The 19,806-nt window shown below is 33.3% G+C and carries 21 protein-coding genes; 8 read left to right on the top strand and 13 right to left on the bottom strand.

Translation table 11 applies throughout. The features are described 5' to 3' along the window. The 6 genes from WC622_RS12370 to WC622_RS12345 all read right to left on the bottom strand — a co-directional run bounded on the left by WC622_RS12370 (position 1) and on the right by WC622_RS12345 (position 4,271). Positions 1–423, bottom strand: coding sequence for a cytochrome c (locus WC622_RS12370; RefSeq protein ID WP_372820010.1), 423 nt, complete (start codon positions 421–423; stop codon positions 1–3). Beyond that, a complete protein-coding gene (locus WC622_RS12365; protein ID WP_372820009.1) occupies positions 423–1,079 on the bottom strand; it encodes an SCO family protein in 657 nt (218 codons plus the stop codon). The genes WC622_RS12370 and WC622_RS12365 overlap by 1 nt, the downstream gene beginning before the upstream one ends. Before the next feature lie 68 nt (positions 1,080–1,147). Continuing rightward, positions 1,148–2,128: a hypothetical protein gene (locus WC622_RS12360; RefSeq protein WP_372820008.1), complete on the bottom strand. Its 981-nt coding sequence runs from the start codon at positions 2,126–2,128 to the stop codon at positions 1,148–1,150. Next, on the bottom strand, positions 2,118–3,161 hold the full coding sequence (locus WC622_RS12355; RefSeq protein WP_372820007.1) for a cytochrome-c peroxidase: 1,044 nt from the start codon (positions 3,159–3,161) through the stop codon (positions 2,118–2,120). The genes WC622_RS12360 and WC622_RS12355 overlap by 11 nt, the downstream gene beginning before the upstream one ends. 2 nt (positions 3,162–3,163) lie before the next feature. Next, complete coding sequence (locus tag WC622_RS12350; RefSeq protein WP_372820006.1) at positions 3,164–3,934, bottom strand: MbnP family protein; 771 nt, start codon at positions 3,932–3,934, stop codon at positions 3,164–3,166. A gap of 130 nt (positions 3,935–4,064) precedes the next feature. Continuing rightward, the gene (locus WC622_RS12345) at positions 4,065–4,271 is read right to left on the bottom strand and encodes a hypothetical protein (RefSeq protein WP_372820005.1); all 207 of its coding nucleotides are present in this window, start codon (positions 4,269–4,271) and stop codon (positions 4,065–4,067) included. A 286-nt stretch (positions 4,272–4,557) separates the two neighbouring features. Here WC622_RS12345 and WC622_RS12340 point away from each other — a divergent pair, with 286 nt between their 5' ends. Beyond that, entirely contained in the window at positions 4,558–6,558 is a 2,001-nt protein-coding gene (locus tag WC622_RS12340; RefSeq protein ID WP_372820004.1) for a glycosyl hydrolase 2 galactose-binding domain-containing protein, read from the top strand. Positions 6,559–6,701: 143 nt separating this feature from the next. On the opposite strand, the gene WC622_RS12335 is transcribed toward WC622_RS12340, so the two are convergent. Next, positions 6,702–8,435: a phospho-sugar mutase gene (locus WC622_RS12335; protein WP_372820003.1), complete on the bottom strand. Its 1,734-nt coding sequence runs from the start codon at positions 8,433–8,435 to the stop codon at positions 6,702–6,704. Positions 8,436–8,608: 173 nt separating this feature from the next. On the opposite strand from WC622_RS12335, the gene WC622_RS12330 reads away from it, so the two are divergent. Both WC622_RS12330 and lysA read left to right on the top strand, forming a co-directional pair. Further along, entirely contained in the window at positions 8,609–9,922 is a 1,314-nt protein-coding gene (locus tag WC622_RS12330) for an aspartate kinase (RefSeq protein ID WP_372820002.1), read from the top strand. 193 nt (positions 9,923–10,115) lie between these two features. Next, positions 10,116–11,276, top strand: a complete 1,161-nt coding sequence (lysA, locus tag WC622_RS12325) for a diaminopimelate decarboxylase (RefSeq protein WP_372820001.1) — start codon at positions 10,116–10,118, stop codon at positions 11,274–11,276. A gap of 375 nt (positions 11,277–11,651) precedes the next feature. On the opposite strand, the gene WC622_RS12320 is transcribed toward lysA, so the two are convergent. Genes WC622_RS12320 through WC622_RS12300 form a run of 5 tightly spaced genes read right to left on the bottom strand, consistent with a single transcriptional unit; the run spans position 11,652 to position 14,708 of the window. After that, positions 11,652–11,864, bottom strand: a complete 213-nt coding sequence (locus WC622_RS12320; RefSeq protein WP_372820000.1) for a hypothetical protein — start codon at positions 11,862–11,864, stop codon at positions 11,652–11,654. 45 nt (positions 11,865–11,909) lie between these two features. Continuing rightward, positions 11,910–12,716, bottom strand: a complete 807-nt coding sequence (locus WC622_RS12315; protein WP_372819999.1) for a hypothetical protein — start codon at positions 12,714–12,716, stop codon at positions 11,910–11,912. 24 nt (positions 12,717–12,740) lie between these two features. After that, positions 12,741–13,097 carry a DUF1801 domain-containing protein gene (locus WC622_RS12310; RefSeq protein ID WP_372819998.1) on the bottom strand — a complete coding sequence of 119 codons (357 nt, stop codon included), beginning with the start codon at positions 13,095–13,097 and terminating at the stop codon, positions 12,741–12,743. Position 13,098: 1 nt separating this feature from the next. Beyond that, positions 13,099–13,482 carry an SRPBCC domain-containing protein gene (locus tag WC622_RS12305; RefSeq protein WP_372819997.1) on the bottom strand — a complete coding sequence of 128 codons (384 nt, stop codon included), beginning with the start codon at positions 13,480–13,482 and terminating at the stop codon, positions 13,099–13,101. 35 nt (positions 13,483–13,517) lie between these two features. Further along, the gene (locus tag WC622_RS12300) at positions 13,518–14,708 is read right to left on the bottom strand and encodes an acyl-CoA dehydrogenase family protein (protein WP_372819996.1); all 1,191 of its coding nucleotides are present in this window, start codon (positions 14,706–14,708) and stop codon (positions 13,518–13,520) included. A gap of 126 nt (positions 14,709–14,834) precedes the next feature. Between WC622_RS12300 and WC622_RS12295 the strand changes: the two genes are divergently transcribed. Both WC622_RS12295 and WC622_RS12290 read left to right on the top strand, forming a co-directional pair. After that, positions 14,835–15,197: a dihydroneopterin aldolase gene (locus WC622_RS12295; protein ID WP_372819995.1), complete on the top strand. Its 363-nt coding sequence runs from the start codon at positions 14,835–14,837 to the stop codon at positions 15,195–15,197. Between the two features lies 1 nt (position 15,198). Next, positions 15,199–16,599, top strand: a complete 1,401-nt coding sequence (locus tag WC622_RS12290) for an FAD-binding oxidoreductase (protein ID WP_372819994.1) — start codon at positions 15,199–15,201, stop codon at positions 16,597–16,599. 88 nt (positions 16,600–16,687) lie between these two features. Here the strand turns inward: WC622_RS12290 and WC622_RS12285 are convergent, their stop codons facing one another. Beyond that, positions 16,688–17,176, bottom strand: a complete 489-nt coding sequence (locus WC622_RS12285) for an acyl-CoA thioesterase (RefSeq protein ID WP_372819993.1) — start codon at positions 17,174–17,176, stop codon at positions 16,688–16,690. Between the two features lie 74 nt (positions 17,177–17,250). On the opposite strand from WC622_RS12285, the gene WC622_RS12280 reads away from it, so the two are divergent. The 3 genes from WC622_RS12280 to rlmF all read left to right on the top strand — a co-directional run. Continuing rightward, positions 17,251–17,685 carry an Hsp20/alpha crystallin family protein gene (locus WC622_RS12280; protein ID WP_372819992.1) on the top strand — a complete coding sequence of 145 codons (435 nt, stop codon included), beginning with the start codon at positions 17,251–17,253 and terminating at the stop codon, positions 17,683–17,685. 207 nt (positions 17,686–17,892) lie between these two features. Beyond that, the gene (locus tag WC622_RS12275) at positions 17,893–19,206 is read left to right on the top strand and encodes a nicotinamide mononucleotide adenylyltransferase (RefSeq protein WP_372819991.1); all 1,314 of its coding nucleotides are present in this window, start codon (positions 17,893–17,895) and stop codon (positions 19,204–19,206) included. Beyond that, positions 19,206–19,806, top strand: a 601-nt coding sequence (rlmF, locus tag WC622_RS12270) for a 23S rRNA (adenine(1618)-N(6))-methyltransferase RlmF (RefSeq protein ID WP_372819990.1), incomplete at its 3' end; no start/stop codon positions are given. The genes WC622_RS12275 and rlmF, both read left to right, overlap by 1 nt.

The raw sequence follows: 19,806 nt of genomic DNA, 5'->3' as shown, positions 1-19,806 counted from the left end.
TTATTTACAATTTACCAAATCTTTAGCAACTTGCTCATATGTATACATTCCTTGTTTATTGCCAAAAGAATTAGTGACATATACAATCACCTGAGCTAAATCTATATCATGTAATTTTGAAAATGCTGGCATTTTACCTTGGTAGTTTTTTCCATTAATCACAACACCTTTATTTGAGCCATTTTTAATAATGCAAGCTAATTGTGATTTTTTTTCTTTCAAAAATGTACTGTCAGTTAAAGGAGGAGCTAATTCTCCTAAACCTTCGCCATTTGTTCCATGGCAATTCTGACAATTGGCGATATAAAGATCTTTACCACCAGTCATGTATTTTGCTTGTTCCATTTCACTTGCATCTTGGCAAGAATACATAATAGAACAAATCGCAATAGAAAAAACTACAAGTAAAATGATTTTGCGCATTATTTCTTTTCTTCAGCCAATAAAGTTACTATGTCTTTTTTCAATTTTTCTACTTCTTCGGTTTTAGTGCCGTCATATGCACCACGCATTCTTTTTTCTTTATCAATTAAAACCAACCAACCTTGATGTATATAACCGTCAGTTGCGGTGCTATCTTCTTTAACAACAGTTAGATAACTCTTTTCAGCTAAATTATAAATTTCGTCTTTGCTACCGTATACAAATTGCCATTGTGGTACATCCACCCCTAATTTTTGTGCATATTTCTTTAACACCGATGGTTTATCGTATTTAAAATCAATAGTGTGTGATAAGAATAAGATGTCAGGATTACCTTTATATTGCTCATACACAGTTTTAAGATTTCTATGCATAGTTGGACAAATTGTAGTACAAGAAGTGAAAAAGAAATCCGCTACATATATTTTTCCTTTAAACATATCTTGAGTAATGTATGTGCTATCTTGATTTAAAAATTTGAATGCCGGGATAGTTTGATAAACCGTATCTACTCTTTCAGTTCCATCTTTTTCTTTGATTATTTTAGCTTCACGCTGACCATAAATTGGTAGTTTTTTCTCGTTTGTGCAGGCAGTAAAACTGATTGCCAAAAATAATAAAGCAAGAATACTTGTGATGTTTTTAAATTTTATCATGATGATTGAATTTGATTACAAACATACGTTAAACACAAAATAATGTTTAACGTATGTTAATGTATTTGTTAAGATTTTAATAAATAATACAATTGATTGATATTGTAAGTTAAGCCCAAGTATATTTTGGCGGCACTTTGTGGATGATCTGTTTCAGCTTCCCAGGCATTTTTCTGAATTCCGATATTTAAAGCAATATTTTTATAGTATAAATCTGCACCAATACCAGCCATTAAATTATTCATTTCGTGTTCCCCAGTTTTTACACCTTTGTAGGTTTCTCCCGCAGATTTTTCATAAAAAAACTGAATAGAAGGGGTAACCTGCCAGTCTTTATTAATCTTTTGAGTGTAAAAAAGGTTTAAAAATGTAGTGCTACTATTAGCAATGCCTTCTCTTTCATTGTTCTCTCCATTAATCTTATAAGAACTATTTATACTCAAGCCGAATTTTTTATAACCTATTAAATAATTAGCGTACACAAAACCATCTGTACTTCCTGTTCCTGGTTGCATTAAGGCAGAATATCGAATACCAGATGTAGTCTTTAGATCATTTTTCCCGCTAGGTAATTTTAAACCTGCGCCAACAATTAAACGTTGATTAAAAGTTGATTGATCTAATTTCCTAATTAAATGATAGCCAGCAAATAAATTAATATCCCCAACTCCAGAAATAGAAGAAGTATTGCCATTGTATCGCTCACTATTTGAATTATAAGGGATAATTGCATTCAGTTCAATACGTTTATGTACAAAATACCGGCCTCTAATTTCCATTATTCGGTATAATTCATAATCGTTCGGATTGCCATTGTGTTCCGTTAAGGGTGCAGTTCTATCATTTTTAGGGAAAAAGAAACTACTTCCTCCAGGAAATGTATAGTGGTTTTGTCCACTATATCCGCTAAATGAACGATAACGATATAATAAACCGACGCTACTTTGATTATCATAAGGAGTTAGGCCCATAAAACAACCACAAATATCACATGCAGAAGCACTAAATGATAAAGTGATTAGGGCAAATAGTACGAGTTTAGTTTTCACTGAAAATTTTATTTTTGATAAATTCATCGTCTGTTAATGTTTTTAAAAAACTAATTAATTGTTGTTTTTGAATTGAGGATAATGGAATGCCGAGTTGTGAATTTTTAATTAAGGAAGGATCTAGATTTTCACTGTGTTGTATACCAGAATTGTAATGCTCTAACACTTTTTCCAAGGTGTTAAAACGACCATCGTGCATATACGGCGATGATAATTCGATATTCCTTAACGTTGGTACGCGGAATTTTCCTTTATCACTTGCTAAACCCGTAATCACTTTTCTTCCTTCATCAACACTGTTTAAATCTAAGCCATTGCTGGTGTAGTTTAAGTTGGTAAATAAAGGTTCTGTGTGGCAACTTGCACATTTTTCCTTAAATAACTGATAGCCTTGTTGTTCATCAGCTGTAAAACTATATTGCTGAGGGTTTCGCATTACTTTATCATATTTGCTATTTGAAGAAACCATAGCAGCCGTAAACTGAGCTAATGCTTTTAACAAATTCTGAGAATTTATAGTTGCAGAGCCGAATACATCTTTAAATAACTGAGGATATGGACTAGTTGTATTTAAAAAATTGACGATCGTATTTAAATCAGTTCCCATTTCACAGATGTCTGTGATTGCATTTATAGGTACAATTTCTAAATTTTTTGCGCCGCCATCCCAAAAGAACTCTTTTTGCCAAGCTAAATTGAATAATACTGGCGCATTTCTTTTACCCAGACAATTGTTTACTCCATGACTTACTTTGTGATCTAAATTTGCAAAACCAGCAAATTGCTGATGACAACTACCACAAGAAATCGTTTTGTCTCCAGATAATCTAACATCATAAAATAGTTTTTTACCTAAAGCAAATCCATTATTTGTTAAGGTATTACCTTCAAATTTGTACACTGCATCTGGAAAGTTATTAGGAACCACAAACCGAATTTCTTCAGTTTGTGGCTTAATTATTTCCGTTTTGCTACAAGCATACAATACCCCAATACTCGTAAAAAGCAAGAAGTATATTCTGAAATACCTCATTATTAGTTATGTATATGCTCAAATTCAAATAAACTAGTTGCGTAATTGTCGGCAACTAAAACAGAATTTGCACCACCCATAGTAAAATTTAGGTTAGCAAAGCTGATATTTTGTTTACCCGTAAATAAACTTCCTGCATTTGCCGTAAAATGTATTTGCGGATTTTTATCAGCTCTAATTCTTAACGGATTTCCAGTGCTAAAATCAGTACTGAACGTTCTAATCGTATTATTTGGATCAACAATACCGCCTATATGGAAAGTTAATGCGTTATTGGCTGCTGTAGATTGTGGCGATGTTCCTTCTAGTTTAACGAAGATATAACCACTATTCCATGTCCAAAACATGCCTAAAGCTGGATCTAATGCACCAGTCTGTGCACCTGCCAAATTTCGCTCTTTGTCTACACCGATGATGAAGGAAATTTTAGCATAATCTCCTGTTGGAATATTCTTAAAATTAGTTAACAATGAACTTGGTTTTGATGCGTCTACCAAAATATAACTTTCTGGTAGGCTATAAACTGTACCATCAGTTTTAGTTAATTTAATATTGCTCACATAATATTTAAAAATAGAAACGTTAAAGCTATCGCCATTGGCATTTATGTAATTTTGACTATTTAAAACTAATGGCACTCCGTTTACTTCATTTTCGAATTCGATGGTAAAAGCGCCTTTTTCTGTTGAGTTGATCACTTCATCTTTTTTACAAGACGTAAAACCAACTATTAATACTGTGAAAAGTAAGATCAATATATTTTTAATATTCATTATTTTGAATTTATAAGATGGAAAATACCATGGCAAAGCTGATGCTAGTGCATGATTATTTTTAATAAGTAAATTATTTTGCTGAAATAGCAATGTGACCCTTAACTAGTTGAGGGCAATGTGAAAAAACCTAAGCCTGTTTTGGTGGATGGAAGATAGCAATAGCAGTACTAATAGGTCTTTTTTGCAGATAATTTGGAATTGCTACAGAAAATGATGTTTCATAAACTGGCGCTAACAAATCTTCTGTAATAGGGGCGACCGTTTCAACAATTCTTTTTAAATTATCTTGCTCTTGTTTATTTTTTTGTTCTAATTCTTTTAATTTAATATCCATAAAACATTTACCCTCACAATGCAGTTCGGGTTTGTCTTTATTGGTACAAAGTACAGATGAAATATACGCTCTGTTAAAAGAGTAAGACGATGACAATACCCAGTAATTAAAGCAATTGGCTAATATGCCAAATAATAAAAACAGTGCAATAATTCTTCTACGGATAATCATTGAGGCAAAAGTAAGCATTGATTCCTAATTGCGAGCGATTAATTATAATTTTTATAAGGTCGTAGATTATGTATTTTAGCTTCCAGTTCACCATTAAATAGATTAATAGATTCTGATGTTAAAAATCAATTATAAATTTTCTCTTTTTCTCTTGTTCATAAGTTTAAGTTTAGCCTTTGGAGTTAATGCACAAGTTTTATCGCAAAAACTGACTACAAATTGGAGTTTTCAAGAACAGGATGATGCGAAATGGTATTCCGCAAAAGTGCCAGGAGAGGTACATCTAGACTTGATAGCTAATAAATTAATCCCAGATCCATTTTATCGTGATAACGAGAAGAAATTGCAATGGATAGAAAAGGAAAACTGGGATTATAAAAGTACTTTTTCGGTTTTACCGAATCTTTTTAAGAGGCAGCATATAGAATTAATATTTGACGGTTTAGATACCTATGCAGATGTGTATTTGAACGGCAAACTGATTTTACAAGCAAATAATATGTTTCGTAAATGGAAAATTGATGTAAAAAAAGCGCTTAAACAAAAAGACAATAAATTACTTATCCGTTTTCATTCTGCTCAAAATACGGTCGATTCTTTAGCAAAAGCTGAAGTGCCATTTGTAATTCCAGATAATCCTCGAGCTTATGTACGTAAGGCACAATTTCATTTTGGTTGGGATTGGGGACCAAAATTAACAGGTTGTGGAATTTGGAAAGAAGTAAGGTTAGAAGGATATGATAAAAAACCACTAGAAAAACCATTCGTAGCGCCTGTAAATGTAGAATTAGTTCAACAACCGGATGAAAAAGGAACATCATTTTATTTTAAAATTGATGGTAAGCCTGTGTACATGAAAGGTGCAAACTACATTCCATCCGATGCTTTTGTAACTCGAATGACTAAAAATGACTACCGCAAAATACTTCTAATGGCAAAGGATGCAAACATGAACATGTTAAGAGTTTGGGGTGGGGGAATTTATGAATCTGATGATTTTTATGATTTATGTGATTCATTGGGTATTCACGTATGGCAAGATTTTATGTTCGCAGGGGCAATGGTTCCAGGCGATAAAGCTTTTTTTGATAATGTGCGGGAAGAAGTAAAATATCAAGTTAAGCGATTACGTCATCATAAAAGCATTGTATTATGGTGTGGAAATAATGAAATTGATGAAGCTTTTAATCGTTGGGGTTGGCAAAATCAATTCCGTATTCCACCTAAAGATTCTGCTAAACTGTGGAATGATTATACTCGATTATTTAGAGATAGTATTCCAAAATGGTTAAAAGAAGTGGATGGTAGTCGACCATACATTAGTTCTTCTCCAAAATATGGCTGGGGTGTTAAAAATAGCTTTACCGAAGGCGATAGTCATTATTGGGGAGTTTGGTGGGGGAATGAAGATTTTGAAGTTTTCGAAAATAAAACAGGAAGGTTTGTAAGTGAATATGGAATGCAAGCAATGCCTAATTATTCGAGTGTGTTAAGGTTTACTCAACCGCAGGATAGATATTTGTTTTCTGAGGTTTTAAAACATCATCAAAAAGCAGGAAATGGGTTTGATAAACTGAATATTTATCTCAAAAACTATATGATTGATTCGGCAAAAGTTAATAACCTTCCTGTTGAAGATTACACTTACCTCACACAATGTGTACAATATTATGGCTTTAAAAACATGATTTTAATTCATCGGAGTAAAGCGCCTTTCAATATGGGAACTTTGCTGTGGCAATTAAATGATTGCTGGCCAGTGGCGAGCTGGAGTATTACTGATTATTACGATAGAGCACCAAAAGCTGCTTGGTATGCTGTAAAAGAAGCTTATCGAGATGATGTTAAACCTGAAAGAGATGTAGTAAAGCCTAAAGACTTAAAATTAACTAATCCGAAAATTATATGTCAGATTAGAGGCAATAAAATCATTTTAAAATCATCAAGCTTTGCTAAATACGTTTTTGTTGATATTACAGGGTATAAAGGTAAACTAAGTGATAATTACTTCGATTTGGAAGCGGAGAAGGAGAAGGTAATTACGTTTGATTTGAACGAGTTAAAAAGTAAAGCTGTTGTGGTTAAGTTAAAATCACTTTGGGATGTGGTTAATTAGACGATAACTAACCCGTTCGTCATTTCGTGCGCAGTCGAGAACCACGAAGTGCTCAGCGAAGCTAAATCTTTGGACTTTCTATTTTAAAGATTTCTCAATTCCGCTGCGCTTCAGCCGAAATGACAAAATGAACTCACAAGCAATTAACCCTGCAAATCCTCCATTATTGTTTTAATTTTCTCTGCAAGTTTTGTTTCAGTTGCATCAAAATCCGCTACGCTTGCTAAAGATGTATTTACACTGCAATAGAACTTAATTTTAGGTTCTGTACCACTTGGTCTTGCAGAAATAATACTTCCATCAGCGGTAATGAATTGTAAAACATCAGATTTTGGAAAACCTAGTTCTTTGCTCTTACCTGCTTTAATATCCGTTTCTTTATTTAATTCGTAATCCTTTAAGGTAACAACTTCAGAACCACCCAATTTTGCCGGTGGATTGTTTCTGAATTTCTCCATCATCCCTTTGATTTCTTCAGCACCCGTTTTACCTTTTTTAGTAATCGACACTAAATCCTCCTTATACATACCATAAGTAACATACATTTCAATCATCGCTTGGTATAAGCTGCTGCCTTTATCTTTGTAAAAAGCCGTCATTTCTGCAATAAAAGCACAAGAAACCACAGCATCTTTATCTCTAACTAAATCACCAATTAAATAGCCATAACTTTCTTCACCACCAGCAATAAAAGTTTTTTTGCCTTCTAAGCTGGTCATCACATTTCCAATCCATTTAAAACCTGTTAAAGTGTTAAAATATTCAACCCCTTTAGCATCACAAATGGCTTTAATTAAACTTGTTGTTACAATAGTAGAAACCACATATTCGTTGCCTGTTAGTTTTCCCTTTTCTTCCCAAGCAGTTAATATATAATTTATTAATAAACTTCCTGTCTGATTTCCATTTAATAATACAAACTCTCCATCGTTATTTTTTACAGCAATACCCACACGGTCAGCATCTGGATCAGTTGCTAAAACTAAATCAGCATCTAATTCTTCTGCTTTTTTTAAGGCTAAAGTCAATGCTTCTTTTTCTTCTGGATTTGGGTAAACAACTGTTGGAAAATTCCCGTCTGGTTTACTTTGCTCTTCAACAACTGTTACATTCGTGAAACCGAACTGAGCCAATGCTTTAGGAACTAACGTAATTCCAGTACCGTGGATAGGAGAGTAAACGATTTTTAAATCATGTTCACGAGCGATAGCATCAGGCGAAACTGAAAGTTCAGTGATTTTATCTAAATAATGCTTGTCAATTTCTTCGCCTATTAATTCTACATTAGTAGCAATGCGTTCAAATTTTACTTCATCGATATTTTTAATCGCTGCAACTTCATCCATCACCATTTTATCATCAGGAGCCGTAAACTGCCCTCCATCATTCCCATAAGCTTTGTAACCGTTGTATTCTTTTGGGTTATGTGATGCTGTTAACATTACCCCACTTTTACAGCCTAATGTACGAATGGCAAAAGAGAGTTCTGGAGTTGGTCTTAATGCGGAAAAAAAGTACACATGAATACCATTTGCAGAAAACACATCTGCAGTAATTTTCGCAAAATAATCCGAGTTGTTTCTACTATCGTGCGCAATAGCTACACTTATTTTTTCTCCTGGATATTTTTTATTCAAGTAATTTGCTAAACCTTGAGTAGCAGTACCAATAGTGTACTTGTTAATGCGATTAGAACCAGCACCCATAATTCCACGTAAACCGCCAGTACCAAACTCTAAATCCCTATAAAACGAATCAGTTAATTCGGTATATGCTTCTTTGTCTAATAAAGATTGAATTTCTGATTTGGTGTCTTGGTCATAATTACCAGTAAGCCATTTATTTATGGTTTTTAAGGTTGATTCTTCTAGTTGCATACTAAATTTGGTTGATGTTTTATATATTACAAAACAGAATTAAAATTGTTCATTCTATTTTTTAAGAACTCAATCAGAATTTTATTTTGTCATTTAAGCGGAAATTAGTGGCCTTTTCGTTAATTTCACGCCGCGTTACAATAATAAGAAAAATACGCATTCTAAAATAAAAAATGAAGATATTAAAATTTGGCGGTACGTCTGTAGGTAGCCCAGAGCGCATGAAAAAATTGCTGGATATCATTAATCCAGTTGAAGAACAAATCGTAGTATTATCAGCCGTGTCTGGTACTACAAACAGTTTAGTAGAAATTTCTGCCAAGTTACTCAAGGAAGATAAACAGAGTGCAACCGAATTAATTAATGCATTACATCAAGAATACAATGAGTTTGTACTAGAGCTTTTGCCAGCTGGCGATTTTAGAGAACAAGGACAAGAAGTGGTTGATTATCATTTCAATTTCTTGACTTCGCTAGCAAATGATATGTTCACAAGTATAGAAGAGAAGGTGGTTTTGGCACAAGGCGAATTACTTTCAACTACTTTATATCATATTTATTTAAAATCTATTGGTGTGCCGTCGGTTCTTTTACCTGCGTTAGATTTTATGAAAATTGACGAAGATAATGAGCCAGATGTTCCATTTACAACCGAACATTTAACTCCATTATTAGCTCAGCATAAAGGTAATAATGTGTTTATCACTCAAGGTTTTATCTGTAGAAATAGTTTTGGAGAAGTAGATAATTTACGCAGAGGCGGAAGTGACTATACGGCTTCATTATTGGGCGCAGCTATTATGGCTGAAGAAGTTCAAATTTGGACTGATATTGATGGTATGCACAATAATGATCCGAGGATTGTAAAAGGTACTAAACCAATTTCTCATTTATCATTTGATGAGGCGGCAGAATTAGCTTATTTCGGTGCTAAAATTTTGCATCCACAATCTGTTTTTCCTGCTCAGAAATACAAAATTCCCGTTAGGTTGTTAAATACAATGGAGCCAAAGGCTTTAGGCACTGTAATTAGTACTGAAAGCGAAAAAGGTAAAATCAAATCTATTGCGGCAAAAGATGGTATTACAGCTATCAAAATCCAATCGAGTAGGATGTTACTAGCATATGGTTTTTTACGTCGAATTTTTGAAATCTTCGAAAGATATAAAACGCCAATTGATATGATTACCACTTCGGAAGTTGCGGTATCATTAACTATTGATTTTACAGATAATCTGGATGAAATTATTAAAGAATTAAATTCTTTCGGCTCGGTAGAAATTGATAAAGATCAAACTATTGTGTGTGTAGTAGGAGACTTTGGTGCAGAAAAACATGGATATGCTGCTAAAGTGTTAGATTCAATTAAGCACATTCCAGTACGAATGATTTCTTATGGAGGTAGTGCTTATAATATTTCACTTTTAATTGGTACGCCAAACAAAGTTGAAGCGCTAAGAAGTTTACACGATCGTATTTTTGAGTAGCATAATGCGCATTTACACTCGTTTTCTGAGATAGAAATAGAGAAAAATGATAACTAACAAAAGTAATATAGAAAGTCGAATTCTTCGTTCAAACTCCTTTCGACTAATATTTCCATTTTTGTAATCGATATAATTACCGGCATAAAGTATTGCCAAAAAGACCAAAAAAAGTATAAATAGAAATTTCAAGATTATGTTTTCCGATAAAGATATAGCACATTTCTCTAAATTAGAAACTCCGTTTTACTATTATGATTTAAATTTGCTTGAAAGCACTTTAAATGCATGTAATAAAGCTTCGAGTGCATATAAATTTCATGTGCATTATGCGATGAAAGCTAATTTTAATCCAATTGTATTAAAGAAGATTGAAAAAGTAGGTTTTGGAGCAGATTGTGTGAGTGGAAATGAAGTAAAAAAAGCGTTAGAACTAGGTTTTGCGAAAGATAAAGTAGTTTTTGCTGGCGTTGGTAAATCTGATAAAGAAATTAATGATGCATTGGATAATGATATTTTTTGCTTTAACGTAGAATCTGTTCAAGAGCTTTCTGTAATTAATGAATTGGCAGAAAAAAAAGGAAAAATCGCCAAAATTGCTATTCGAATTAACCCAAATGTTGATGCACATACACATGCAAATATCACCACAGGTTTAGATGAAAATAAGTTCGGTGTAAACTCTTGGGATATGCCAGCGTGTGCTGATGTTTTAAATATTTCACCGAATTTACAATTTATTGGTATTCACTTTCACATTGGTTCTCAAATTACCAATTTAGACGTTTATAAAAATCTGTGTGTTCGCGTAAATGAATTTGCTGCTTGGTTTGAAGATCATGGATTTAAAGTAACTGTATTAAATGTTGGTGGCGGTTTGGGTATCGATTATCACAATCCAAATCAACAAATCCCAGATTTTGAATCTTACTTTAAAATTTTCGCAGATTTTCTTGATGTAAAGCCTTATCAAGAAGTCCATTTTGAATTGGGTAGAGCATTAGTAGGTCAAAGCGCATCGCTAATAAGCAAGGTGCTTTACGTTAAAAATGGTAAGAAAAAGAATTTTATCATTTTAGATGCTGGTATGACAGAATTAATGCGTCCAGCATTGTACCAAGCTTATCACCAAATAGAAAATTTATCACAAGGCACTAACGATATTATTAAATATGATGTGGTAGGTCCAATTTGTGAGAGTACAGATTGCTTTGGTAAAGAAGTTGAATTGCCTGAAACGTTTAGAAATGATCTTATTGCTATCAGAAGTGCAGGTGCATATGGTGAAGTAATGGCATCGCATTATAATTTAAGAGAAAGTGTACAAACATTTTCTAGCGAGGACCTTAGTGTGTAAATTTTTTAATCAATTCAAAGTTAAATTTATCATTAGTTCCACCTGCTTTATTTAGCCCAATCTTCGTTTATTTATATCACTTTTCACTGAATTGTTAAGTAGTATACACTTGGTTTTAGTTTGGTTAAGTCCGCATAGAGTCCGCATCAAGTCCGCCTTTTACTGAGAAAAGGCGGACTTGATGCGGATTTTATGTGCTGTTATATAAACTAAGACTTATAGATGAATATTTACACGGTATCTTAGCGATTTTAGCAATGTTATTTTATAACTAAGCTCACCTAATTAGCATGTATATTAAAAGCTAGAGATTTGGCACCTCGCTGTGCTGTTACAATTAAATTTTGGCTTTTAAAAAAGCGTTTTTTGCGAAGATTATTTACGTTTTGAACTTACAAAAACAACAACGCCAGCAATTAAAACTATTCCGCCAACATATGGAGGCCAGTTAACTGATTTTTCTTTATCTGCAGATACTTGAATAGGTCCAGCATCGATTACTTTTTCTTTTTGAGTATATGTGAATCCTGTCCAAATTAACAATACAATTCCAAGTACGATTAATATTATTCCTAATGTTTTGCCCATAATAGTTGAATTTTATTATGGAACAGACTTAAATGCAAAATTGTTTTAAAATGAGTAGCCTAATGTAATTTTGCCTGAGGTATTCATTAAATTATTACCATTGCTGAGTATTCCGTAGGCATTTCTAATCTTTAAGAAAAAAGAAAAGTCTGAGGCCATGCCGTTAATTTTTTCAGATGTATAGTTAATGTTATGTTGTAAGCCTAAAGTTGCTCCTAAAAACAGACGAAATCCATATTGTCTATCTCTATTTTTTTTACCATACCAAATAACTTCCGTAGAACCTCCTGTAGTATATAAAGTTGTTTTATCAGATGCAATGGATAAAGGATCGTGTTTTCCTCTTTCTTTTTTACTAAACGAAGAATAGCTTCCTCCTTCAAAAACTAAAGAGTTTTCCCAATTTAATACTCTAAATTCTGTATTACCTGATTGTTCAGCATAACCAATTGATGTTCTTAATCCAATACCTTGAAAACCTTTTCCATAAAATTCTTCGCTTATTTTACGTTCTGAATTATCATAACCTCTAGATGTGCCACCGAAATACGCAAAGCCACCATAAGAGAAATTAATATTTTCAAGTACATGCGAACGGTTATAATTAATAAATCCCATTACCATTTCTCCAGTTTCATAGGGTAGGCTGTTGTTAGAAAAACTTACGCTTAGGTAATTCTTTGTTTTCACACTATCTGCTATCATTGGTTTTGGTAAGTACGAAACATGATTTGATGTAGACGCAGGAGTGTAAAATACAGGTAAGGTGCTGGTTAAGCTACCACATGAAGAAATGATAGCGCTTGTTAGCAAAAGCAGGATGAGTAGGAGGCTATTCCTTTTGATGAGCATATTCGAGAGTGTTGATTGATGATATTATTGTTTATTTGTGCAAATATATAAGGCTTGTGTTAAGATATGATTAATCTTTTCTATTGGAAGATCATCATTTTTGTCGATCAATAAAATTTTTATCCTAGAGCGTTTTTCTTTTAATAAGTCCGCATCATTAATTAAATTTCCATCAACAAAACCGATATAGGGATTTTTATATGTTTTGTGCAGCCATAAATAGCAAAGTGGTTTTCTATTAAAATAAAAAAATGGAAGTTTATACTTCCATTCTGCTTTAATTTGTGCGTTATGTTTTAAAATAACTTCTCTTAATGCTAATAAACAGCTCCTTGTTGGCTCTTCATAGTTAAAATAGAAATTATCTAAATCATTTAACATGTTATTCTACCTCAAAGAAATCAGCTAATCCGCCTAAAAAATATTCTTCAATTCCCTCTGTAAAATCTTTATAATCTTCGTCAGGAATATTAGTTTGAACAAATTCTAAAGAAGTACCTTTTTTATCTTCATGTAGTTTAATGGTCACTATTGATGGCTCACCATCTTCTCCGAAATACCATTGTTGTACAATTTTTTTATTAGGCTCAAAATCAATGTTCTTCCCTACAATATCACCATCCCAAAAAGAAAATTCTGTTCCAGATTCTTCAGTAAACTCTACTTCTGCGCCGGTCCATAATTGAATGCTTTGAGCTTTAGTTAATGCTAAATAAACTTCTTCTGGAGGAGCTGGTAACGGTAGGTATTTTTTAAATGTCTTCATTAATGTGTTGTTATTGAAAATTGTGAACTGTAAAACTACTTGAACGCATTTAAACCAGTCACATCCATTCCGGTTATTAATAAATGTACATCATGTGTTCCTTCATAAGTAACCACAGATTCTAAATTCATCATATGACGCATAATTGAATATTCTCCAGTTATACCCATTCCGCCTAGCATTTGTCGAGCATTACGAGCAATATCTAAAGCAATTTCAACACTGTTTCGTTTTGCCATCGAAATTTGTTCAGATGTTGCTCTATTTTCACTTTTTAAAACTCCTAAACGCCAAACCAACAATTGACCTTTTGTGATTTCTGTAATCATTTCAGCCAATTTCTTTTGTTGTAATTGAAATCCACCAATTGGTTTTCCGAATTGAATACGTTCTTTAGAATAGCGTAAAGCTGTATCGTAGCAATCCATTGCGGCACCCAAAGCGCCCCAAGCTATACCATAACGTGCCTGGTTTAAACAACCCAATGGGCCTTTTAAACCCTTGATATCTGGAAAAATATTTTCCTTTGGAACTTTTACATTATCAAAAACTAATTCACCAGTGGCGGATGCTCTTAAACTCCATTTGCCATGTGTTTCTGGAGTGCTAAAACCTTCCATTCCGCGTTCTACAACCATTCCGCGAATTTTTCCTTCTTCATCTTTCGCCCAAACTACTGCAATATCTGCAAACGGAGCATTCGAAATCCACATTTTTGCACCATTTAACAGATAATGATCACCTTTATCTTTAATGTTAGTTACCATTCCGCCAGGATTAGAGCCGTGATCTGGCTCTGTTAAACCAAAACAGCCCATTAATTCGCCTGTAGCTAATTTTGGTAAATATTTTTTACGTTGTTCTTCGGTACCATAAGCGTAAATTGGATACATTACTAAAGAACCTTGAACCGATGCGGTAGAACGAATTCCAGAATCTCCGCGTTCAATTTCTTGCATAATAATACCGTAAGCAGTATAATCTAAACCTGCTCCACCATATTCAACCGGAATTGTAGGCCCAAAAGCACCAATTTCTCCCAAGCCTTTAATTAAATGCTTAGGAAACTCAGCTCTTTGAGCATAATCTTCAATTATAGGGCTTACTTCTTTTTTAACCCAATCTCTTACAGTTGAGCGAATTAAAAGATGTTCTTCTGATAAAAGTTCGTCTAATTGATAATAATCTGGTGCTTCGTAAAGGTCTTTCTTGGATGATTTATTCATGTTACGTAACTATTTGGTTTATGCTTTTTGGTAAAACCAAAGGTAATAATTTACTATAATGACTAGTTAAAACCGTTAAAAAAATTAATTTTGCTACATATTATTGCTTTAAATTAGTTAAACCTAATGTTTGTACAAACCGTCGCCTTAAAAGAGGTTAAATTTTATGCTTTTCATGGATTTTATCCTGAAGAACAACTCACTGGAAGTCATTTTTCTGTTGATGTTGAAGTAACTTTTATCCCATCTGGTGATACCGAAGATTTGAAGCAAACTGTAAACTACGAAGTAATAAATACAATTCTCGTATCAGCTATGCAAGACACTCAAAAATTGCTAGAAACGGTTGTTAAAAACATAGTAAATGAGTTGATAAAAATCTACCCATTTATAGCAACAGCCACTGTTGGAATTAAAAAATTACATCCGCCAATGCCAGGCGAAATTGGTCATTCTTTTGTGCAATTGAATTATACTTCTTTAAAATAAAATGGAATACACTAAAATAAACAGCGCTATTTTAGCAGAAATAGAAAATGCTATTGGTAAGCAAAATGTTTTTGTTGATGATGAATCCTTAGCAAATTATGCTCATGATGAAACGGAAGATTTGAACTATTTTCCAGAAGTTGTGGTTAAGCCAAATGATACTGCGAGTGTTTCAGCTTTGCTTAAGATATGTAACCAATATCATGTTCCAGTTACGCCACGTGGCGGGGGGACAGGTTTGAGCGGTGCTGCTTTGCCTATTTTTGGTGGGGTTTTATTATCTATGGAGAAATTTAAATCGATAATAAATATTGATACTGAAAACCTACAAGCTACTGTTGAACCTGGTGTAATTACTGAGGAATTTATGAATGCAGTAGCTGAAAAAGGATTACTTTATCCGGTAGATCCAAGTAGTAAAGGTTCATGTTTTATTGGTGGTAATGTGGCGCATGGTTCTGGCGGTCCGAGGGTGGTTAAATACGGAACAATTCGGGAGTATATTCTCAATTTAGAAATTGTCTTAGCCAACGGCGATATAATTTGGACTGGTGCAAATACCTTAAAATATGCCTCCGGTTATAATTTAACACAGTTAATGATTGGTTCTGAAGGTACTTTGGCTGTGGTTACTAAAATTGTAACAAAGTTGATTCCCTCAGTTAGTCAAACAGTATTGATGTTAGGTTCTTTTGCTACAAATGAACAGGCTTGTGCAGCAGTTTCGGCTATTTTTAGAGCTGGGATTACACCGTCTGCTTTAGAATTTATGGAAAGAAAAGGAGTAGAGTGGGTTATAAAATTCGATGATATAAAATTCGATTTGAAAGATGATGTAAATGCATTTTTAATGATTGAATTTGATGGAGATGATTTAGATACTATTTTCAAAGACTGCGAAAAAGTAAATATGGTGCTCGAAGAATTTGGCTGTACCGAAGTTCTTTTTGCTGATACAGCACAACAAAAAGAAGACTTATGGCGAATGCGGAGAACAATGGCCGAATCTGTAAAATCAAACTCTGTTTATAAAGAAGAAGATACCGTAGTTCCGAGAGCAGCATTGCCCAAATTAGTACATGGAATTAAAGAAATTGGCGCTAAGTACGGTTTCGAAAGTGTTTGTTATGGTCATGCAGGAGACGGAAATTTACACATCAATATTATTAAAGGTGGCATGAGCGATAACGATTGGAATCATAAATTAAAAGATGGAATCGTAGAAATTTTTGAATTAACCACTGCTTTAGGCGGAACGATATCTGGAGAACATGGCATTGGTTTAGTTCAGAGGGATTACATGACAATAAAATACAGTGAAATTCACCTGAATTTAATGCGCAACATTAAGCAAGTATTTGATCCTAAACGAATTTTAAATCCTGGTAAGATATTTAATTAGTTTGTTGGTTTTTAGATTTTTGGTTGTATTATCTATCACTAATTTAGTCCAATCAACCAAAAATCTAAAGAACTAATCATCTAACAAGCTAACCAGTAAGTTGTTCAAACTCCATCATCTTATTTCTTTCCCTATCTGGAATTGGAGCGGGTTTTTTGGTGTTATAATCGAAAGCTACACAAATCGTCTTTCCTTTACTGCAGGTAACTTCTTTACCATTTACCTCTTTTACGATCAAATATTCCAAATCGAAACTTGTAGTTCCAATTCTCGAAGTACGTACATACATGTTTATTTTATCACCTAAGAAAAGAGGAGATAGATAATCTATTGAAGCTTGACCGATGATTACTCCAGTTGTGCGCCAATCCCAATTTATTGCGTGATTCCAGTATTTAGTTCGACCAATTTCCATGTAAGTAAAGTAGACTGCATTGTTTACGTGCCCCATCATATCTAAGTCTGCAAAGCGCATTTCAATTGTAGTTTTATACTTGAAACTGTCTATATGGCCCAGTATAACTGACTTTTTGTCTGGTTGTTTTTCTTTTTTACGCCAAAATGTCTTAAAAAACATAATTTTTTCGGTTGGAATGAGGTTTGAATATGAACAATTATAATTTAAAAAATAATATAACGGAGGATTTAAAAATGACTTTAGTAAAATTTAACAACAAAACAAGAAACACAGCACCTTACTTTAACAATGTTTTCGATTCTTTGTTTAGTGATGCATTGAATAAAAATTACGGTGTAAATAAAGTACCTAATGTAAACATTTATGAAAATGCTAACGATTACAAAATTGAAGTAGCTGCTCCTGGCTTAAATAAGGAAGATTTTAAAATTGATCTTAAAAAAGATAATCTTTCGGTTTGGGTTGAGAAAAAAATAGAAAACACAGATGTACAAAAAGATTATACGCGTAAAGAGTTTGAATACACTTCATTCGCAAGATCTTTTGTGTTGCCAGAAGGAATTGACACAGAAAAAATAAGTGCAGAATATACAAACGGAATTTTAACAATCACAATTGGTAAAAAGGACGAAGCTAAAGAAGCACATAAAGAAATTGTAGTTTCATAATACAATAGTTTGATTTTACCCGAGAGGGTTCCCTATGGGAGAGTTTAAGGTTGGTAAGGGCGCATCTAAAGATGTTGCCCTTATCTTTTTTATAACCAATTAGGTCATGAGTCACTCGCTCATTGGGTTTGACATTTAGCCAATTAAACTAATGAACTAATGAACCATTAATGCCAATCAACTAATGATTTTTGTTATTTTTGCAGCATGGAAAGAGAAATCCTTGATACCAAGCGTAAAGCCTTAAAAATAAACCTAAACGAGCAGATTTACGGAACATTTGCAGAAATAGGCGCTGGACAAGAAGTTGCACGTAATTTTTTTACAGCTGGTGCAGCTTCAGGTACAGTTGCTAAAACCATGTCAGCTTATGATATGACTTTTAGTGATGCAATTTATGGCGCAGAAGCATCTGGTAGATATGTTAGTCAGAATAGACTTTTAAGAATGCTCGACCATGAATTTGGATTACTTAACGAACGTTTGTTAGGTGAAAAATATGATAATCGTACTTTTTTCGCATTTGCAGATACAGTTACCACGCTAAATTTTAAACGTACAAATGAACCACATGGTTGGGTGGGAATTCGTTTTCAAAATGAACCAGGAGGTTTGCCAAATGAAATATTTTTCCATGTTCGTTTATTAGATACCGATGTAAATATGCAGCAACGCGTATTAGGTATTATTGGCGTGAATTTAGTTTATGCAGCTTTTTATCATTACCATGAACCTAAAGTGATGATAGAATCACTAGCGGATAATTTAACTGTTGGATCGGTAGAGATTGATTTAATTTCAGTAAAAGGGCCAGCTTTTGGAGAAGTAAACAATACGCTTTTAAATCTTTATTTAATTATGAAGGATTTTTCTGCAGCTGCTATTTTCGATGCAGACGGTCATCCTCGTCAAGCGAAAGATTTATTGTATAAAAAAGATATTATGATTTTAAGGACTAAATACGGTCAGAAATCATTACCTAACTTCAATTTATTTAATAAGGCAACTGATCAATTTAAGCGTACCAACTCAGTAGAAGATGGGAATCTCGCAGTTATGATAGAAGTTTTATTAACTAACGTTTTAACAAATGAGCAAGAAACACCAGATGATATTGATTTAGAATCTGTAGCTAAAAGGGCAGAAGATATGTGTAAAACAGGAAATTTAGTAATAGTTTCTAATTTTACTCGACACAACAGATTAGCTAAATACTTAGGTCGTTGCAAACCTAAAAGTGTTGGAATTTCGACTAACATAAATAACCTTAAATTCGTTTTCAATTCTAAAAATTTCGGCGAGAATTATTCTAGTCAATTGTTGGCTTATGTAAGTGATATGTTTACGCAAAACGTAAAACTTTTTGCCTATCCTTTTATGGATAAGAAGACAAATACAGTTATTTCTACTGAAAATATGCCAGTAACTCCAGATGCAAAACCACTATTCGACTTCCTTTTGATTAATGGTTACATCACAGATATTAAAGATTATAGCGAAGAAGATGTTAAAACTGCTTAATGGAAAAGCAAGAAAAAAACACTTTACATCCTAGAAATAAACATCGATCGAGGTATGATTTTAAGGCTTTAATAAATTCATGTCCAGAACTTGCAGAGTTTGTTGGTATAAATAAATATGGAGATGAATCAATTGATTTTGCTAATCCGAATTCAGTAAAAACGTTAAATAAAGCCTTACTAAAACATTTTTATCAAATAGAATTTTGGGATATCCCAGAAGGTTACCTTTGCCCGCCAATACCAGGCAGAGCCGATTATATACACTATGCATCAGATTTATTGGCTTCTTGCAATAATCAACATATTCCAATTGGTAAAAAGATTAAAGTTTTAGATGTTGGCATTGGTGCTAATTGTGTTTATCCAATCATTGGTCATCAAGAATACGGGTGGAATTTTGTTGGATCTGAAATTGATGAAATTGCTATTCGCTCTGCTAAAAATATCGTTGATGTCAATCCTGTTTTAAAAAATGCAATAGAAATTAGATTGCAGTTGGCTAAAAATGAAATCTTTAAAACTATCATTCATAAAGAAGAACGTTTTGATTTAACTATATGTAATCCTCCTTTTCACGCATCAGCGGAAGAAGCAAATG

Source organism: Pedobacter sp. (assembly GCF_041662865.1).
Lineage (GTDB): Bacteria > Bacteroidota > Bacteroidia > Sphingobacteriales > Sphingobacteriaceae > Pedobacter.
This window is presented reverse-complemented; position numbering and strand designations above follow the sequence as displayed.

Bases quoted from the DNA above. Each gene is read 5' to 3' on its own strand.
- WC622_RS12370 (WP_372820010.1), bottom strand. From the start codon at position 423: ATGCGCAAAATCATTTTACTTGTAGTTTTTTCTATTGCGATTTGTTCT.
- WC622_RS12365 (WP_372820009.1), bottom strand. From the start codon at position 1,079: ATGATAAAATTTAAAAACATCACAAGTATTCTTGCTTTATTATTTTTG.
- WC622_RS12355 (WP_372820007.1), bottom strand. From the start codon at position 3,161: ATGAGGTATTTCAGAATATACTTCTTGCTTTTTACGAGTATTGGGGTA.
- WC622_RS12350 (WP_372820006.1), bottom strand. From the start codon at position 3,934: ATGAATATTAAAAATATATTGATCTTACTTTTCACAGTATTAATAGTT.
- WC622_RS12345 (WP_372820005.1), bottom strand. From the start codon at position 4,271: ATGGATATTAAATTAAAAGAATTAGAACAAAAAAATAAACAAGAGCAA.
- WC622_RS12340 (WP_372820004.1), top strand. From the start codon at position 4,558: ATGTTAAAAATCAATTATAAATTTTCTCTTTTTCTCTTGTTCATAAGT.
- WC622_RS12335 (WP_372820003.1), bottom strand. From the start codon at position 8,435: ATGCAACTAGAAGAATCAACCTTAAAAACCATAAATAAATGGCTTACT.
- WC622_RS12330 (WP_372820002.1), top strand. From the start codon at position 8,609: ATGAAGATATTAAAATTTGGCGGTACGTCTGTAGGTAGCCCAGAGCGC.
- lysA (WP_372820001.1), top strand. From the start codon at position 10,116: ATGTTTTCCGATAAAGATATAGCACATTTCTCTAAATTAGAAACTCCG.
- WC622_RS12320 (WP_372820000.1), bottom strand. From the start codon at position 11,864: ATGGGCAAAACATTAGGAATAATATTAATCGTACTTGGAATTGTATTG.
- WC622_RS12315 (WP_372819999.1), bottom strand. From the start codon at position 12,716: ATGCTCATCAAAAGGAATAGCCTCCTACTCATCCTGCTTTTGCTAACA.
- WC622_RS12310 (WP_372819998.1), bottom strand. From the start codon at position 13,097: ATGTTAAATGATTTAGATAATTTCTATTTTAACTATGAAGAGCCAACA.
- WC622_RS12305 (WP_372819997.1), bottom strand. From the start codon at position 13,482: ATGAAGACATTTAAAAAATACCTACCGTTACCAGCTCCTCCAGAAGAA.
- WC622_RS12300 (WP_372819996.1), bottom strand. From the start codon at position 14,708: ATGAATAAATCATCCAAGAAAGACCTTTACGAAGCACCAGATTATTAT.
- WC622_RS12295 (WP_372819995.1), top strand. From the start codon at position 14,835: ATGTTTGTACAAACCGTCGCCTTAAAAGAGGTTAAATTTTATGCTTTT.
- WC622_RS12290 (WP_372819994.1), top strand. From the start codon at position 15,199: ATGGAATACACTAAAATAAACAGCGCTATTTTAGCAGAAATAGAAAAT.
- WC622_RS12285 (WP_372819993.1), bottom strand. From the start codon at position 17,176: ATGTTTTTTAAGACATTTTGGCGTAAAAAAGAAAAACAACCAGACAAA.
- WC622_RS12280 (WP_372819992.1), top strand. From the start codon at position 17,251: ATGACTTTAGTAAAATTTAACAACAAAACAAGAAACACAGCACCTTAC.
- WC622_RS12275 (WP_372819991.1), top strand. From the start codon at position 17,893: ATGGAAAGAGAAATCCTTGATACCAAGCGTAAAGCCTTAAAAATAAAC.